The following is a 17,247-nucleotide window of genomic DNA, read 5'->3' as shown; positions in this document are numbered from 1 at the left end:
GGCGAATTAGAGCGGTACCCTTCTTCCTTTTAGATAGAAGCCTTAAATCTCGACGGAGACTTTGTTAGAATGTTTAATTACTACAGCCTTTAAAAAATGACTTTGTCTACAAACTGAAAGGACCCCATAGGGTCCTCTTATTCTATATATTCCCCAATGCGTCTGAGCCTTTGATATCTCCTCTTTACTAACTCATCAGGGGTAAAACCTGATAAAATATCTAAATGTCTTTCTATCCCTTCCTTTACCGCTGCCATAGTTTTCTCGATATCTTTATGGGCTCCTCCTTGAGGTTCTGGGATGATTTCATCGATGATTTTTAAGCGATAAAGGTCATCGGCCGTTAACTTTAAAGCTTCTGCCGCTTCCTTGGCCCTAGTAGCATCTTTCCACAAAATTGCTGCACAGCCTTCAGGAGAAATAACAGAATATACGGAGTTAGCCATCATCAAAATACTATCTCCTACCCCTAAGGCTAAAGCACCTCCACTACCTCCTTCACCGGTTACAATAACGATAATGGGAACTTTCAACCCTGCCATTTCCATTAAATTTTTAGCAATAGCTTCTCCTTGTCCCCGCTCTTCTGCCCCCAATCCCGGATAGGCTCCAGGAGTATCAATAAAGGTGATAATTGGCCGTTTAAACTTTTCCCCTTGCTTCATTAACCGCAAAGCTTTTCGATACCCTTCAGGATGGGGCATTCCAAAGTTTCTGTAGATGTTTTCCTTTGTATCCTTTCCCTTTTGATGACCTATGACGGTAACAGGAGTATCCCCAAGTCGGGCAATTCCTCCAACAATGGCTGGATCATCTTTAAAATATCTATCTCCATGTAACTCGATAAAATCTTGAAATATTCCTTTAATATATTGTAAAGTTGTGGGCCTTTGGTTGTGTCTAGCAATCTGCACCTTTTGCCACGGTGTCAAGTTTCTATAAAGTTCTTGTTTAATTGAGAAGGCCTTTTTTTCTAAAAGCTCTATTTCATTATTTAAATCGATATTTTGTAGTAGAGCAAATTCCTTTAAATCTTTGATCCTTTTTTCTAATTCATTAAGTTGTTGTTCTAAGTTATCTACCATTTTTTACCCACTCCCTTCAGTGAATGGAGGTAGATGATTTTACTGAGAGTCTCTTTTAATTCCTTCCTATGGACTACTTTATCTATAAAACCCCGTTCTAGCAAAAATTCTGCCCTTTGAAAACCTTCCGGTAGTTTTTGTCTTATAGTTTGTTCAATTACCCTAGGGCCTGCAAAGGCAATTAGTGCATTAGGTTCTGCTAAAATAATATCACCTAGGGAGGCAAAACTTGCAGTAACACCACCGGTAGTAGGGTCAGTTAAAACAGTAATATATAAAATCCCTGCATCTTCCATTTTCTTGACGGCAGCACTGGTTTTAGCCATCTGAAAGAGGGAAATAATACTTTCTTGCATTCTAGCACCACCGGAAGCGGTAAAAGCTATCATAGGAATTTTTTGATGGATCGCCCGTTCCATCGCCCGGGTAACCTTTTCCCCAACAACTGAACCCATACTCCCTAACATAAAACTTCCATCTAATACAGCTAAAGCTGCCCTTTGACCATTGATCTTTCCTTGCCCAGTTACTACAGCTTCTTTAAGGTTAGTAGTAGCTTTACTTTTTTCCAGTTTTTCTTTATATTCTGGGAAGTTTAAGGGATCTTTACTGGTCATTTCCCTATCCCATTCTTCAAAGGTTCCATGATCTACTATTAAATCTATCCTTTCTTTAGCAGTCAACGGAAGGTGATGGTCACATTTATTACAAACCTTATGATTTTGGATTAATTCCCGCTGAAATAAAACCTGTTGACATTGGGGGCATTTACTAACAATTCCTTTAGGGACGTCATTGGCTGCTTCTCCAGTTTTAACCCTATCTACAGCAATATATTTAGTCTTTTTAAAAAGCATAGCTTACCCCCCTTTTTACAGAAGTTCTTCTTCTAAAAATTTAGTGTTATAATCTCCTTGGATAAATTTAGGATGATTTAATATTTTTATCGCTAATGGGATTGTCGTAGCAACCCCTTCAATGACAAATTCATTCAATACCCTATCCATTTTCTTAATAGCTTCTATTCTATCCGGTGCCCAAACAATTATTTTTCCTACCATAGAATCATAAAAGGGTAAAATAGAGTACCCTTGATATACAAAGGAATCTATCCTTACACCATATCCTCCAGGAATAATTAACCTCTCTATTTTACCTGGGGTTGGCATAAAATTTTTAGTTATATCTTCAGCATTGATTCTACATTCTATAGACCAACCATTAAATTTTACATCAGCTTGTTTAAAAGTTAAAGGTAAACCATAGGCCACTTTAATTTGTTCCTTTATTAGATCTACTCCTGTAATCATTTCAGTCACTGGGTGTTCCACCTGAATCCTAGTATTCATTTCCATAAAATAAAAATTATTATTGCTATCTAACAAGAATTCAATGGTCCCCACACTATCATAATTAACAGCTTTCGCTGCTTTTACTGCTGTTTCCCCCATTTTTTGCCGAAGTTTATCATCTATTACCGCTGATGGTGCTTCTTCAATCAACTTTTGATGACGCCTTTGGATAGAACATTCCCTTTCTCCTAAATGAACTACATTGCCATGTTTATCTGCCAAAATCTGAATTTCTATATGTCTTGGTTTTTCGATAAACTTCTCTATATATACTCCACTGTTTCCAAAGGCATTTAAAGCTTCTTGTTGGGCTAATTCCATAGCTTTTTTGAATCCCTCTAGATTTTGAGCAAGCCTCATTCCCTTACCACCACCACCGGCAGTAGCCTTAATCAAAACAGGGAAACCAATTTCTTTCGCTATCTTTACACCTTCTTCTATATCTTCAACTATCCCATGGCTTCCTGGAACTACTGGCACTTGGGCAGCTATCATTTTTTCCCTGGCAACCGCCTTTTGCCCCATTTGCTCTATAGAGGACGGATTAGGACCGATAAAGGTAATATTACATTGGGCACAGAGTTCTGCAAAGGCAGGATTTTCCGCCAAAAATCCATAGCCAGGATGGATGGCCTCTGCCATGGTAGCTTTGGCAGCGGTAATTAAATTTTGCATATTTAAATAACTTTCTTTGGGATTAGCAGGACCAATACAGATAGCTTCATCGGCTAATGCTACGTGTAAAGAATCTTTATCCGGTAGACTGTAAACTGCAACTGTACCGATTCCTAATTCTTTACAAGCCCGAATTATTCTTACAGCTATTTCTCCTCTATTTGCTATGAGAATTTTTTTAAACACTAAAAATTCCCCCTTAAACCGGTTCTATTAGAAACAGGGTTTGACCGTATTCCACTAATTCACCATTTTCCACTAATACCTTTACCACTTTGCCATTTTCCGTTGATTCAATTTCATTCATCAATTTCATCGCTTCTATGATACACAAAGTATCACCTTTTTTAACCATATCCCCTTCTTGAACAAAGGGTGGAGAGTCGGGAGATGGTGCTTTGTAAAAAGTTCCCACCATCGGGGAAGTGATTTTCACCAGATTTTCTTTATTATTTTCTTTAGGAACTTCTTTAAATTTATCTATATTATTTCTTCCTTCTAAAGGTAATTCTTTTTTCTCTACAGCCTCAACTAATCCCCTTTTTTCTCCTTTTTCTATCTGTTCATAGTTATTAGCAGTACCTTTACCCATTTTAAGGACAAAATCATGGCTTTCTAGATAAAATTCTGTCAGTTCTGCTTTCCCTAATGCTTCAATTATTTTAATGATATCTTCTACCTTCAAAATATCCCTCCTTATCTAACTTTTTATTCCTTCACCTAAAGCAAAGAGGAGTTCACCGGTTACCGCGACTTTGCCATCTACCGTTATTGTCCCTTTTCCTTTTCCTAAAGGTCCCCTTAAAGACAGGATTTCCACTTCTATTTTCAACAAGTCACCGGGAATTACCTGCTTTTTAAAACGAACTTTTTCTATACCTGCAAAAAAAGCTAACCTTCCCTTATTTTCTTCCATAGCCAAAAGGGCAACTGCCCCTACTTGAGCCATAGCTTCAACCATCAAAACCCCTGGCATTACAGGATAATTAGGGAAATGTCCTTGAAAAAACTCTTCATTGGCAGTTACACATTTATATCCCACTGCCCTTTTACCTAATTCTACTTCCTCAATTCTATCCACTAACAAAAAGGGATAGCGATGGGGAATTATTTTTTTAATATCTTCAATATTTAAGTTTTCTAATCTACCCATTTTTTCACCACCAATGTTCCGTTATGACCGCCAAAACCTAATGAATTACTCATTGCATAATTTACAGTTCTCTCTACAAACTTATTAGGTGTATAATTTAAATCACAATCGGGGTCTGGAGTTTCATAATTAATTGTAGGATGAATTTTATCTTCCAAAACAGTCATAACACAAGCTATAAATTCTATAGCACCGGCTGCCCCTAATAAATGACCGGTCATTGACTTAGTAGAACTGATATTTAATTTATAGGCATGTTCTTTAAAAATACTTTTAATAGCTTCGGTTTCAAGACGGTCGTTAAAATCAGTACTAGTCCCATGGGCATTTATATAATCAATTTTTTCTGGAGCTATTCCAGCATCAATTAAAGCCAATTCCATAGCCCTTGCTCCCCCTTCACCACCAGGAGCAGGTTGTACTACATGGAAGGCATCGGATGCCCAACCGTAACCTATAACTTCTGCTAAAATTTTAGCACCTCTAGCTTGGGCATGTTCTAAGGATTCTAAAATTACTACACCGGCCCCTTCTCCCATTACAAAACCATCTCGGTTTTTATCAAAGGGTCTGCTGGCCTTTTGGGGATTATCATTATTTGTAGAAACAGCCCGGGCAGTACAAAAACCACCTAAGCCCATAGGGGTGATAGCTGCTTCAGCCCCCCCTGCAACCATTACATCGGCATCTCCCCGTTGGATAATTTTAAAGGCATCGCCAATGGCATTAGTTCCTGTTGCACAAGCGGTAACTACAGAGGAAACAGGTCCTTTTGCACCTAAAGCAATAGATACACCACCTGCCGCCATATTAGAAATCATCATTGGAACAAAAAAGGGACTGATTCTTCTAACACCTTTTTCCAAATAAATTTTATGTTGTTGTTCAAAGGTTTCTATACCACCAATTCCAGAACCAATAATCACTCCAACCTTATGGGGATTATATTCTCCTTCTTTAAACCCGGCATCTTTCCATCCTTCAATTGCTGCAGCTATAGCGTACTGGACAAATTTATCAGTCTTTTTAACATCTTTTTTATCCATGTATTTTTCACCTTGAAAATCCTTAACCTGAGCCCCTATTTTTGTAGGAAAATCTTCGGTATCGAAATAGGTTATATAATCTACTCCACTTACTCCCTTTAATAAATTATTCCAAAATTCTTCTATTGTATTCCCTAAGGGAGTAACGACTCCCATTCCGGTAACCACAACTCGCTTTTTCATACTGACCCTCCTCAAACTATCTATTTTAGGTTTTATATTGCTAATCCACCATCTACCCCTATGGTTTGACCAGTAATATAATCACTGTCGTCACTTGCCAAAAATACAACCAATGCCGCCACATCTTCTGGCTTTCCAAAGGTTTTTAAAGGGATATTTTCACCAATTTTCTTTTTAATTTCCTCTGGTAGTTTATCTGTCATATCTGTTTGAATAAATCCTGGAGCTACTGCATTGACATTGATACCTTTGCCCCCTAATTCCTTTGCCAAAGATTTAGTAAAACCAATAACCCCAGCTTTAGCAGCAGCATAATTACTTTGCCCTACATTCCCTGTGATTCCAATAACTGAAGTTATATTAATTATTTTACCCTTTTTATTTTTTAACATCGGCCTAATAACTGCCTTTGTACAATTAAAATAGCCCTTTAAATTTACGTCTACAACTTGATCAAAATCTTCTTCACTCATCCGAAGTAATAAGTTATCTCTGGTTATCCCCGCATTATTTACTAATATATCTATCTTCTGAAATTCCTCTAGGGCTTTTTCTATCAGTTGCTGACTCTCATTATAATCTGCAATATTCCCCCTTACAGCTATTCCTTTTCCACCTATTTCTAAAATGGCATTGACAACCTTTTGAGCTTCTTCCTCACTGGAATTATAATTAACAACAACTGAGGCACCTTCTTTTGCTAGTTTTAAAGCAATAGCTTTTCCAATACCCCTAGAAGCACCTGTTACCACTGCAACTTTACCTTTTAACTTCATTCCTTTCCCCTCCTTACATCCTTTGATAAAATTGGAGAAATTCCTCTAAAGTCTTAGAGTCCTCTACATTTTTCACCCAAACTTTTGCTGATATTTTTTTTACCATGGCTGACAAAGTTTTTTGTGGTCCTACTTCCACAAATCCTTCAACTCCTTGGTTAATCATATTTTCAATAGTCTGTTCCCAAAGAACAGAGTGGCTAACTTGTTTTACTAATAAATCCTTTATTTCTTCCCTATCCCTATACCTTTGGGCTGTAACATTACTATATATGTTGATTTGGGGTTCATTAAAAGGAATTTTTTCTAATTCCCCTTTTAGCTCTAAGCCAGCTTTTTCTAAGAATTTTGAATGAAAAGGACCACTGACATCTAATTTTACTGCCCTTTTAATCCCATAATCCTTGGCCTTTTCTATCACTTCAGCTATTGCAGAGGTTTCTCCTGTAACTACATATTGTCCTGGGCAGTTATAATTGGCGACCTGGACATAACCTCCCTTAATATCTTTTAAAAAAGACTCCACTTTATCTACAGTTGCTCCCAATAAAGCTACCATACCTCCAGTTCCTAGAGGGACAGCCCTTTGCATAATTTCTCCCCTTTTTTTTACTAGAGGGAGGGCATTTTCATAGGAGATTACCCCTCCATAGACTAGAGCACTATATTCCCCTAAACTCAAGCCCGCTGCATTTTCTGGTTTAACTCCAGCTTCTTTTAATAATTCCGACAATATGTAGCTGATAGTTAAAATAGCAGGTTGAGTATTTTCCGTTAAATCTAATTCTTCTTTTGGTCCCTTTTGGATAATTTCCCAAAGGTCATAACCTAAAATATTATTACATTTATCTATAATTTCCCGGGCAAGGGAATAGTTTTCCCTTAGCCCCTGACCCATCCCTACTACCTGGGAACCTTGACCTGGAAAAAGGAAAGCTAATTTATTCACCATATATCCTCCCCATAAATTTAATGGTATTATAACAATCTGCTACTAGTTCTTCAATAATATCTTTTGCCGGTTCTACCTTTGTAATCATTGCAGCCACTTGACCAGCTAATACACTTCCTTGGACTACATCCCCTTCAATAGCCGCTAATCTATATCTACCTACTCCTAGTTTTTCTAATTCTTGGGGGTCTACACCTTCTTTTTCCTTTAGTTCAAATTCTTTAACAAATTTGTTTTTCAAACTCCTTACCGGATGACCGGTACTCCTTCCCGTTACCACAGTATCCCGATCCTTTGCTTTAATAAACATCTCTTTATATGCCGGATGGGCAATACATTCCTGGGCACAGACAAAACGGGTACCAACTTGAATTCCTTGGGCTCCTAAAGCCAATGCTGCTGCAAAAGATCGACCATCACCAATACCACCGGCTGCGATTACCGGAATTTCAACTGCATCAACTAACTGGGGAATCATTACCATAGTCGTTAAATCGCCGATATGTCCCCCTGCTTCCATCCCTTCTCCAATAATTGCATCTACTCCAATTCTTTCCATTCTCTTAGCTAATGCTACAGAAGGTACAACTGGGATAATTTTACAACCTGCTTCCTTTAATTTTTCCACATATGGTCCTGGGTTCCCAGCACCTGTTGTAACTACAGGAACCCTCTTTTTTATTACCACATCTATTACCTGTGAAGCATAAGGGGAAAGAAGCATAACATTTACACCAAAGGGCTTATCTGTCCTTTCCCTCAGTTTATCAATTTGTTCTTCAACCCAAGAAGGTGGAGCATTTCCAGCCCCTATTATCCCTAAGCCACCGGCTTCTGAAACAGCTGCAGCCAGCTCATATGTAGCTAACCAAGCCATCCCCCCTTGAATAATTGGATATTTTATTTCTAACATATCACAAAGTTTAGTCCTAATCATTTTTTAACCTCCTACCACTGGATAATTGTTCCACCCCAAGTTAAACCTCCACCAAAGCCTACCATTAAAACTTTATCTCCCTTTTTTATTAACCCTTTTTCCACTGCTTCTCCTAAAGCTACTGGAATTGATGCAGCAGACATATTGCCATATTTTTCTAAATTAACATATACCTTCTCTTTAGGAATCTCTAATCTCTTAACCGCTGATTCAATTATTCTAGTATTTGCCTGATGGGGGATAAAAAAATCAATATCTTTATTAGTAAGATTTCCTTTTTCTAAACATTCTTTACTAGTTTCATTGATTATTTTAACGGCAAATTTAAATACCTCTTGCCCCGCCATTTTAATATATTGTTCACCACTTGAAATATTTTCTAAAGTAATAGGCTTTAAAGAACCACCGGCAGGTCTTGTCAAAAGATCTCCACCCCTTCCATCTGCCCCTAGATGGATTGAAATAATTCCTTCTTCAGAAGAAGGAGAAAGTACCACAGCCCCTGCTCCATCACCAAATAATACACAGGTGTTTCTATCGGTATAGTCAGTAATTTTTGATAATGTTTCAGCACCGATTACTAAAACATTTTTATAGATCCCATTGTGAATAAATTGAGTTCCTACTGCTAAACCGTAAATAAATCCTGTACAAGCAGCTTGGATATCGAAGGCTGCCGCCTTTTCTGCACCGATATTTTTTTGAACTATACAAGCGGTAGAGGGAAAAGACATATCCGGTGTAACTGTTCCTAAAATTATTAAATCTAATTCTTGTGGAGATAAACCTGCCATAGCTAGTGCCTTTTCTGCCGCCTCGGTAGCAAAATATGATGTCGGTTGATCCTCTTTGGCAATACGCCTTTCTTTTATCCCTGTCCTTTGAGTAATCCATTCATCTGAAGTTTCTACCATTTTTTCCAGCTCTCTATTAGTCAATATTTTATCAGGGAGGGAATATCCCACCCCAGAAATTTTTACATTAAAGCCCATCAAAAATCCCTCCTTTTCAATTTATACTCCTTTATAATAATATCTATTCATATATTCTAATATTATTACTTGGTAATAATTATAATTTAAAGTGAGTATGTTTTCAAGTAGTTTTTCCTAGTTACAAAAAAATATGACCGACATTAAAGTCGGTCATATTTTTAGACAAGTGAATTATTCAGCTGAAATAGCCTCTACAGGGCAAGTGTCTGCACATGCACCACAATCGATACATGCATCAGCATCAATTATGTATTGACCTTCACCTGCAGAAATAGCAGATACTGGGCAGCTACCCTCACATGCACCACATTCGATGCAAGCGTTAGAAATTTTATAAGCCATTTTAAGGCACCCCCTTAAATATATTTGACATATATTTCATCCCCATTATATCACAGACTATAAAATCTGACCACAATTTTAATAAATTTTTTTTGATTTTCCCTTTATTTTTTAATTTTAAAGTAACAAAATAAAAATCTTTCTCATATACTTCACCGTACCTAATAAAGTGAGGTGAAGACAATGAAAAAGAAAAAAGTTTTTTCTATACTAATAGTTCTGATACTAATTTTTGTAACGAATTTTAGTTTAACTGCCCAAGCAATAGTCGATTGGGATCGAAGTTCTTTAAAGTTTGACAATGAATTTGGATGTCAAAGCAGTTGTTCTGAAGTTAGTGCTAAAATTATTAATGGCGGTTCTGAAATGGCAGGAGAAAGCAGCTGGGAACTGTATTATTCTGAAAAAGGTAATCCAAAAAACGGTGAAATTGTAGCTTCAGGGGTCATCCCTCCGTTAAAAAGCAATGAACATTATATTATAACAGTAAATTTACAGGAGTTGAACCTTGAATCCACCATCGGTGTTTACAAATTTAAAGCTTATCAAAGGCCAGGACATCCCGGTATCGGAGTGTTGTGGAGTGAGGACTGTGTCGTCCTATGCCATGAACAAGATGTACCCTTAATTTCCCTTAATAAAGAAGTATCCCATCAGTATTCAAAACCTGGCGAAACAATTACTTTCACCTTTGAAGTAAAAAACATCGGAAATGTAGATTTAACAGATATAGTACTAACTGATGAATTATTTGGAGAATGCTGGCAAGAAGAATTCCCCCTTCTTAAAGCAGGTGAAACTTATATCTATACTAAAGAATATAAAATACCTAATGACATTACTTTCCCTATTAAAAATAAAGCTAATGTAAAAGGATACTATAACGAAATATTGGTAGAAGACTGGGATGAAGCTATTATTTTCCGCAAGTTAATACTAACTTCTATCTGTTCCAATAACCCGGAAGAAACTAGAAGATGGAGAGTAACGAACTTAAATCCCTTCGATATAGAATTTTCCTGGGATCTCTATGGAAGTACTCAAACGGGTACCTTAATTATTGCAGCTAACGATATTCTAACTTTTGAAACATCTACTATATCAGGTCCTAATACTGTTAGAATCTTTGTAGATGGCAAACTACATGATGTTAAAGCTAGTAGTGGCGTTAAATGTACAATTCCATCAATCTCTATTACAAAAACTCCTGATAAAGAAGAAGTTATTGCCGGTGAAATAATAGTCTATACCATTACAATAGAAAATACCACAGAATACAACGAAGGATCAGAAAGCTTAAGGGATATTATCGTAACAGATCCATTATTCGGTGAAGATTTCCAATACTATATAGAAAGCCTTGGAAAAGGTGAAATATACCAATTCCAAGTAGAGTATCATACTACCTTAGAAGATGTTGGCCAATTAATTAATACCGCTAAAGTTCAAGCTTTGTACAAAGGAACTGTTATTGAAAGTGAATCCACTGCCACTGTTACAGTAATAAAACCTACTGAACCAGATGAGCCAACAGAACCGGAAGATCCCACTGAACCTGAAGATCCTGAATTGCCTAAGACAGGACAAATACAATATATTTACTTCTTAATGTTAGGATTACTATTGATTTTAGCAGGTTTTAAGCTTAGTCTTTTAAAAAGATGATTAAAAAAACCCTTGGTTATCTTTTAATTTTCATAGGTATAGTTATCCTTCTTTACCCTATATTAAAAGATATTTATATTAAACATGAACAAAAAAAGATTTTTTATAACTATACCTACTCCTTTGAAAATTCCAGCTATTTATTTGAAGATTTAAGGGAAAATGTAAATTATGAAGAAGAAAGCCAACCTGCTAAAAAAGAAAGTTCTATTCTTAAGGATGTCTTAGGGATAATTACAATTTCTAAAATAGATGTTACACTACCAGTTTATTATGATGCTACTTCCAATAACCTAAAAAAAGGAGCTGCAATAGTTAAAGGTACTGCTTTTCCTCCAAAGGGGAACACAGTTATTGCAGCTCACAGAGGTAGAACCTATGGTTCATATTTCAACCGCCTTCAAGAACTTGAAATTGGCGACATGATTACTTTAGATTTTAATAATAGTTCCTACACTTATGAAGTATACGAAATTTTCATTGTTGAACCTTCAGAAGTATGGGTACTAAATAATACTCAAGAACCTATTATAACTCTAATAACCTGTCATCCCCAAAGTGGTACCCATAGACTGATAGTTCGGGGAAAAATAATTTATTAAGGTCTGGCAATTTGTATCCAAGTTTGGCCATAAATCCGTTCAATTTCCTGACCATCTTCATAGAAGAAACGGGTTGGCGAACTTGGACTTTCTTTTACCCATTTTCCTCTAAAATGTTGACCCATAGCATAAAAATCAATAACCCCTTCTCCTACTACTTCAGGGGTAGGACGACGGAATATATCTGTGGGATGGGCAGTGTATTGGATAATAACATTTCTAGCCCATATTTCTTCCCCTGTAGCATCTTTATGGGGAACATCATTTATCAACCGCTTATATGCCTTTTTTTCCCTATCATATTGATAAATAACCTTGTAAGTATTACTGTATGAAATAGTTATTGTATTAGCTGGCTGCCCCTTTCGACTTAAATTTCCAGGACGAATAACCCTTTCCCCAGAAGGTGTAGCCCTATTTAATGTCGCTAAATTTACGTATAAATTATGGGGTGCAGATCTAGAAGAGTCTCGATAAAATGCAGGATGAGCTAAAGCATTAGTATAGCTTACTCCCCACTGGGCTATTCTATCTAAGTTATCTTTACTTCCACCGGCAGAGATGAAATTCACACCATTTTCCCAGGCTAACATTGTACTATGTTCCCTGGCACTGCGGATAGGTCCAACTTTAGTTGGTAAATCGGCAAAAAGGGCTAAATAGCGGGTAATAAGTCCTTCCACTTCATACTCATAAACAACACTGGCTTTTGCTAAGCCATGTTGAGGACGGGCTTTAGGATGATTATCATAAACAACTCCATATATAGGTTTACTTTCCGCTTGGGGTAAAGCTGCCAATTCTTCCGCTAAATTTTCTTTAGAGGCATTTAAAAGTTTATTCAATGCCTTTCGTTGTTCCTCTAAGTTAAGGCGTTCAGCTTGCATTTGATAACGGCGGTCTTCTATTATTTTCCGCTGTTTTTCCATTGCTAGCTGACGGTTATTTATTTCATCCCTTTCCTCTCTAATACCACTAACTAATAAGGCATCTCTGTTTAATATATTTCTTAAATAAGCTAATCTAATGATTAACTCTCCAAAGCTTTCTGCATCCAACAAAATTTCTATGTAGGAGGCACCACCTTTCATGTAAGCACTCCGTACCCTACCGGCAAAGTGTTTTAAGATCTCTTCATACCTTTGTTGGGCTTGAGCTAATTTTTCCTCATTTCTTTTCATTTCCCTTTCTGTATAGACAAGCTCTTTTTCTAGTTCTTCTATTCTTTTTAATCTATTATCTATATCCTCATTTAGAAGTTTAATCATCTTTTCTAATTCAGAGATTTCTTTTTTAAGTTCATCGATATTTCCCCTATTATTTGCATAAACAGGAGATACAGTCCCTGAAAAAAATAGTGCGATTATCAAAAATAACGTTATATAACGACCCAATTAGATCACTCCTCATTTTACGCTAAACCCGTAAGTATTTTCTAATAGAGATAATACTACCAAAACCGCCTACTATTGTCCCTACCACCGATAATCCAATAAATATTGGTAAGATTCTACCAGTATCAGTTACTGGTTGAAACAGTAAAGTTAATGCATCTCCCTTCAATGAAGCTACTAATTGACTATATAATAGGGCTAATACTATAACTGCTAATAGTGTTCCCGTCCAGCCCATTACCATTCCTTCCATTAAGAAAGGGAACTTAATATAATTATCACTGGCACCTAGATATTTCATCACAGTTACTTCCTCTTGACGGGCTACTACAGATAAACGAATAATTGTTACAATTAAAAACACTGCTCCAAAGGCGATGGAAATACTCAGTGCTAAAAGGAGGGTGTTTAATTTACGGGTAATTTGAATTACTTTACTAACTAATTCCTCTCCATAATCCACCATTTCTACTTCAGGGTATAACCTAATGGTTTCAGCTACAGAAGCTACTTTTTCTGGGTCTGAAACTCGAATCCTGATTAAATCTGGCAAAGGGTTGTTTTCTCCTTCTAAATCTTTAACTAGAGTTGGATCCCCCAAGGTTTTTGCAAAATCCTTTAAACCCTGTTCCTTTGGAATATAAGAATAACTTACCACATGGGGTATTGCTGAAATTTTGTTTTCTATATCTTGAAGATCTATATTATCTTTTAAGAATACACCTATTTCCACATTAGATTGAATATTAAACATAAATTGATTGACATTGACGGTAAGTAATAAAAATCCCCCTAATATTACCAGTGAAATAGCAATAAGACCAGAGGTAATTCCTGCAAGCCATGAGTTCCTCGTTAGGGATTGTACACTTTGTTTAAAACTATAATAAAAGGCATATCTATTCATTGCTGTAACCTCCCTGACCGTCCCTAGTTAACATACCTCCTGATAATGCCACAACCCTTTTTTGCATAAGATCTACAAGGTCCCAAGCATGGGTGGCAATTACAACAGTTGTTCCTTCTTTATTTATTTTTTGGAAAAGTTCCATGATCTGTAAAGCATTATCCCGGTCTAAATTTCCCGTTGGCTCATCTGCTAATATTAAAAGGGGTTCTTTAACAATTGCCCTGGCTATGCCAACCCTTTGTTGCTCTCCACCGGATAGTTCTTTAGGGAATTTATCTTTTTTATGGCTAAGCCCAACTTTTTCCAAAGCTTCATTTACCCTTCTTCTTATTTCTTTAGGAGGCCTTCCCAATACTTCTAAGGCAAAGGCGACATTTTCAAAAACTGTTTTCCCTTTAATTAATTTATAATCTTGAAAGACCATACCAATATGACGGCGGTGTTCCAAAAGCTCTTTTTTAGTATACTGGGCTATATCTTTACCCCTAAAAAATATTTGCCCTTTTGTAGGTAATTGTTCCCGGAAAATCAACTTTATTAAAGTACTTTTGCCAGCACCACTAGGTCCTACTAAAAAGACAAATTCCCCAGGTTCTACCTTTAAAGATATTTCCTCTAATGCTGGGACATTACTGCCATTATACACTTTACTTGCATTTTTAATTTCAATCAACATAAGCAACTCCTTTCCAAATATCCCCACATAAAATAATACGACAAAATTCCAGATAATCCTGCATACTTTTTAGGATTTATAAAACTAAACTTGCCAATAACCCTCCAGTGAAAAAGGCAATGGAGATACTTAAAAGGATGGTTATGATCCCTGTAAAAATACCCCGTTCTTTTAAAATTACCATTATACTGGCAATACAAGGAACAAATAAGGTTATTGTAACTAATGAAATCAAAGTTTGCTCTGGAGTTAAAGTTAAACTGATTAACCCCGCTGTTCCAAAATCCCTACGAATCAGTCCCATAATAAAGATATTTGCCGTTTCTTTAGGCAATTTGAGCCAATTGACTGTTAATGGTGATAAATAAGATTGAAACCTATCTAGTATATTGAAATAATTTAATCCACCTATTAGCATAGCTCCTATAGTAAATAAAGGTAAGGCATCTTGCAAAAAACCCAAAGTCTTATAATATGTTTTTTTAAAGACATTTTTCATCTTAGGAAATCTCAAGTTAGGTAAATCTAAAAGTAGAGGATTAGATTTGCCAGGTAGCAATAGGGATGTTAACTTTCCAATAATTATAAATATAAAGATCATCGTCAATATATAAATAGTTATGTAATATCCACCTAGTGAAGATAATAATCCTAAAATCACAGCCATTTGAGCACTACAAGGTATACTTATAGCTAAAAGAATTGTAGCTATTGTCCTCTCCTTCTGAGTTCCCAATATCCTTGTGGTAATTGTGGCCATGGTTACACAACCAAATCCAAGGATTATAGGAATAATTCCTTTGCCATTTAACCCAATTTTAGATAAATGTTTATCTAATAAAACAGCAACCCTAGGCAAATAACCACTATCTTCCATTAGAGACATTACAAAAAAGAAACTCACTACTAAAGGTAAAAGTAATCCAATTAAATATTTAATAGTTAAAGTAAAAAAACCAAATTCTCCTAACATTAAGTTGCCAATTAAGGATTGGGGGGTAATCCATTTGCTAGCTAACTTTATTAACCCAGGAAGGATTAGTTCTTCCATAAGATACCCTTCAGTAAAATCTACTACATATCCTGAAACTAACTTTCCTACAAAGGTATATACTACTGCTAATATAACAATAAGAATAATAAATCCATAGACTGGATGTATTAAAAGATAATTTAGTTTTTCAGAAAAACTCCTCCCCCTTTTCCAATTACTTATATCATTAATAACTTTAGAACAAATTTCATTTACCCGTTCCCTTCTATACAAATAGTACTCTTCCCGTAAATTTCTAGAAGAAATTCGATATTTTTTCAACATTTCAGGGTCTTCTTCTAACAATAAAATTCCTTCTTGGATAGAAGGTTTTTTTGTTGTTTTTATACTTTGGATGTCCTTCAATAACTTTTGATCTAACTTCCCAATTTTAAATGAATTTAAAGCCCTTTTTACCTTTGCTAAACCGATTTTTTTAACTGCTATGGTTGGAATGACATCTACTCCTAATAATGAAGATAATTCTTCTATATCTATTTCCCTACCATTTTTTTCAGCTTCATCGATCATATTTAAAGCAATTACCATAGGTTTACCCATATCTAGTAATTGCAAAGTTAGAAAAAGATCTCTATCTAAGTTATTGGCATCTACAACATTAATTACCATATCGGCATCTAATACTACCTTTTTAGTCACTTTTTCTTCATCATTAAAGGATGATATACCGTATACACCAGGTGTATCGATAATTAAGTGTTCTCCTAACTTACCACTACTGATATCTACCGTTGTTCCTGGAAAATTTGAAACATCTACGTAATTACCTGTTAAGTAATTAAAAAAAATAGATTTACCTACATTGGGATTTCCTACTAAAGCAATTACAGCCATTATCTCCACCTCCTTTTAACTATGATTTTTGATGCTACAGGGTAGCCTATAGCAATTGTTCCTTGCCCTTTTTTTATGACTACTGGCCCGTTAGGAATAACAGCTTGGCAGATTACTTTACTTCCTTTAGCAATACCAAAGCGAATAGCTTGCTCTCTCCCCCAATTGTCAGTTATTTCTACAATTTCCACTTGGTCTCCCCGTTTACAATCACTTAAAAACATAGTTATCCTCCTAAAGTTTTTATATATTCTATATATTCTTCAGGATGAAAAAAATTGAATAAAAAATAAAAGGGGGCTGTCGGGAAATAGGCACCAAAAAAGTCAGCTTGACTCATAAGAGTTAGCTGACTTTTTTATATAAAAAAATGGAAAAGATGATCAAGATTGACCACTTTTCCTTAGTTATATTGTATAATATAACTATGAGAAAAATAAACTGTTATTCCAATGAATTCTATTATAACCAATTTTTCGAAAAAGGGCAACAGGAAATTAATTTTGATCTTTATCAAATAGGATTACCGTCAGACGATCCAGTCTATACCCTAAAAAAAGTAATGGAGGAGATGGATTTTTCTAGCTTAATTGCTAATTATTCAAATAAGGGTAGA

At 35.8% G+C, this 17,247-nt stretch carries 19 protein-coding genes; 3 read left to right on the top strand and 16 right to left on the bottom strand.

What is annotated here, in order from left to right:
- Positions 1-137 precede the first annotated feature (137 nt).
- The 11 genes from BMX60_RS03075 to BMX60_RS03025 all read right to left on the bottom strand — a co-directional run bounded on the left by BMX60_RS03075 (position 138) and on the right by BMX60_RS03025 (position 9,496).
- Positions 138-1,085 (bottom strand): acetyl-CoA carboxylase carboxyltransferase subunit alpha, encoded by a 948-nt coding sequence (locus BMX60_RS03075; protein ID WP_091349055.1) that lies wholly within the window; start codon positions 1,083-1,085, stop codon positions 138-140.
- Positions 1,079-1,942, bottom strand: coding sequence for an acetyl-CoA carboxylase, carboxyltransferase subunit beta (gene accD, locus BMX60_RS03070; protein WP_091349052.1), 864 nt, complete (start codon positions 1,940-1,942; stop codon positions 1,079-1,081). Before accD ends, BMX60_RS03075 begins: the two co-directional genes overlap by 7 nt.
- 15 nt (positions 1,943-1,957) lie before the next feature.
- Positions 1,958-3,298, bottom strand: coding sequence for an acetyl-CoA carboxylase biotin carboxylase subunit (accC, locus tag BMX60_RS03065; protein WP_091349049.1), 1,341 nt, complete (start codon positions 3,296-3,298; stop codon positions 1,958-1,960).
- 13 nt (positions 3,299-3,311) lie between these two features.
- On the bottom strand, positions 3,312-3,797 hold the full coding sequence (gene accB, locus BMX60_RS03060) for an acetyl-CoA carboxylase biotin carboxyl carrier protein (RefSeq protein ID WP_091349047.1): 486 nt from the start codon (positions 3,795-3,797) through the stop codon (positions 3,312-3,314).
- Positions 3,798-3,812: 15 nt separating this feature from the next.
- Positions 3,813-4,265 carry a 3-hydroxyacyl-ACP dehydratase FabZ gene (fabZ, locus tag BMX60_RS03055; RefSeq protein ID WP_091349044.1) on the bottom strand — a complete coding sequence of 151 codons (453 nt, stop codon included), beginning with the start codon at positions 4,263-4,265 and terminating at the stop codon, positions 3,813-3,815.
- Entirely contained in the window at positions 4,253-5,494 is a 1,242-nt protein-coding gene (gene fabF / locus BMX60_RS03050) for a beta-ketoacyl-ACP synthase II (protein WP_091349041.1), read from the bottom strand. The genes fabZ and fabF overlap by 13 nt, the downstream gene beginning before the upstream one ends.
- A gap of 32 nt (positions 5,495-5,526) precedes the next feature.
- Entirely contained in the window at positions 5,527-6,270 is a 744-nt protein-coding gene (gene fabG / locus BMX60_RS03045; protein WP_091349039.1) for a 3-oxoacyl-[acyl-carrier-protein] reductase, read from the bottom strand.
- Between the two features lie 13 nt (positions 6,271-6,283).
- On the bottom strand, positions 6,284-7,219 hold the full coding sequence (fabD, locus tag BMX60_RS03040; protein ID WP_207648382.1) for an ACP S-malonyltransferase: 936 nt from the start codon (positions 7,217-7,219) through the stop codon (positions 6,284-6,286).
- Entirely contained in the window at positions 7,212-8,159 is a 948-nt protein-coding gene (gene fabK, locus BMX60_RS03035) for an enoyl-[acyl-carrier-protein] reductase FabK (protein ID WP_091349033.1), read from the bottom strand. The genes fabD and fabK overlap by 8 nt, the downstream gene beginning before the upstream one ends.
- Positions 8,160-8,170: 11 nt before the next feature.
- Positions 8,171-9,151, bottom strand: a complete 981-nt coding sequence (locus BMX60_RS03030; RefSeq protein WP_091349030.1) for a beta-ketoacyl-ACP synthase III — start codon at positions 9,149-9,151, stop codon at positions 8,171-8,173.
- A gap of 174 nt (positions 9,152-9,325) precedes the next feature.
- On the bottom strand, positions 9,326-9,496 hold the full coding sequence (locus BMX60_RS03025) for a DUF362 domain-containing protein (RefSeq protein ID WP_091349029.1): 171 nt from the start codon (positions 9,494-9,496) through the stop codon (positions 9,326-9,328).
- A 183-nt stretch (positions 9,497-9,679) separates the two neighbouring features.
- Between BMX60_RS03025 and BMX60_RS03020 the strand changes: the two genes are divergently transcribed.
- Complete coding sequence (locus tag BMX60_RS03020; protein ID WP_091349026.1) at positions 9,680-11,161, top strand: DUF7507 domain-containing protein; 1,482 nt, start codon at positions 9,680-9,682, stop codon at positions 11,159-11,161.
- A complete protein-coding gene (locus BMX60_RS03015; protein ID WP_091349024.1) occupies positions 11,158-11,763 on the top strand; it encodes a class D sortase in 606 nt (201 codons plus the stop codon). The genes BMX60_RS03020 and BMX60_RS03015 overlap by 4 nt, the downstream gene beginning before the upstream one ends.
- Here the strand turns inward: BMX60_RS03015 and BMX60_RS03010 are convergent.
- The 5 genes from BMX60_RS03010 to BMX60_RS02990 all read right to left on the bottom strand — a co-directional run bounded on the left by BMX60_RS03010 (position 11,760) and on the right by BMX60_RS02990 (position 16,855).
- Entirely contained in the window at positions 11,760-13,157 is a 1,398-nt protein-coding gene (locus tag BMX60_RS03010; RefSeq protein WP_091349022.1) for a DUF3048 domain-containing protein, read from the bottom strand. The two genes, BMX60_RS03015 and BMX60_RS03010, sit on opposite strands and share 4 nt — an antisense overlap.
- A 22-nt stretch (positions 13,158-13,179) precedes the next feature.
- The gene (ftsX, locus tag BMX60_RS03005; protein ID WP_091349020.1) at positions 13,180-14,064 is read right to left on the bottom strand and encodes a permease-like cell division protein FtsX; all 885 of its coding nucleotides are present in this window, start codon (positions 14,062-14,064) and stop codon (positions 13,180-13,182) included.
- A complete protein-coding gene (gene ftsE, locus BMX60_RS03000) occupies positions 14,057-14,740 on the bottom strand; it encodes a cell division ATP-binding protein FtsE (protein WP_091349019.1) in 684 nt (227 codons plus the stop codon). The genes ftsX and ftsE overlap by 8 nt, the downstream gene beginning before the upstream one ends.
- 79 nt (positions 14,741-14,819) lie before the next feature.
- Positions 14,820-16,631: a ferrous iron transport protein B gene (gene feoB, locus BMX60_RS02995; protein WP_091349016.1), complete on the bottom strand. Its 1,812-nt coding sequence runs from the start codon at positions 16,629-16,631 to the stop codon at positions 14,820-14,822.
- A complete protein-coding gene (locus tag BMX60_RS02990; RefSeq protein ID WP_091349014.1) occupies positions 16,631-16,855 on the bottom strand; it encodes a ferrous iron transport protein A in 225 nt (74 codons plus the stop codon). The genes feoB and BMX60_RS02990 overlap by 1 nt, the downstream gene beginning before the upstream one ends.
- A 155-nt stretch (positions 16,856-17,010) precedes the next feature.
- On the opposite strand from BMX60_RS02990, the gene BMX60_RS12180 reads away from it, so the two are divergent.
- Positions 17,011-17,247, top strand: a 237-nt coding sequence (locus BMX60_RS12180) for a hypothetical protein (RefSeq protein WP_423230153.1), incomplete at its 3' end; no start/stop codon positions are given.

This window comes from Anaerobranca gottschalkii DSM 13577, from assembly GCF_900111575.1.
GTDB classification, from domain to species: Bacteria; Bacillota; Proteinivoracia; order Proteinivoracales; family Proteinivoracaceae; genus Anaerobranca; species Anaerobranca gottschalkii.
This window is presented reverse-complemented; position numbering and strand designations above follow the sequence as displayed.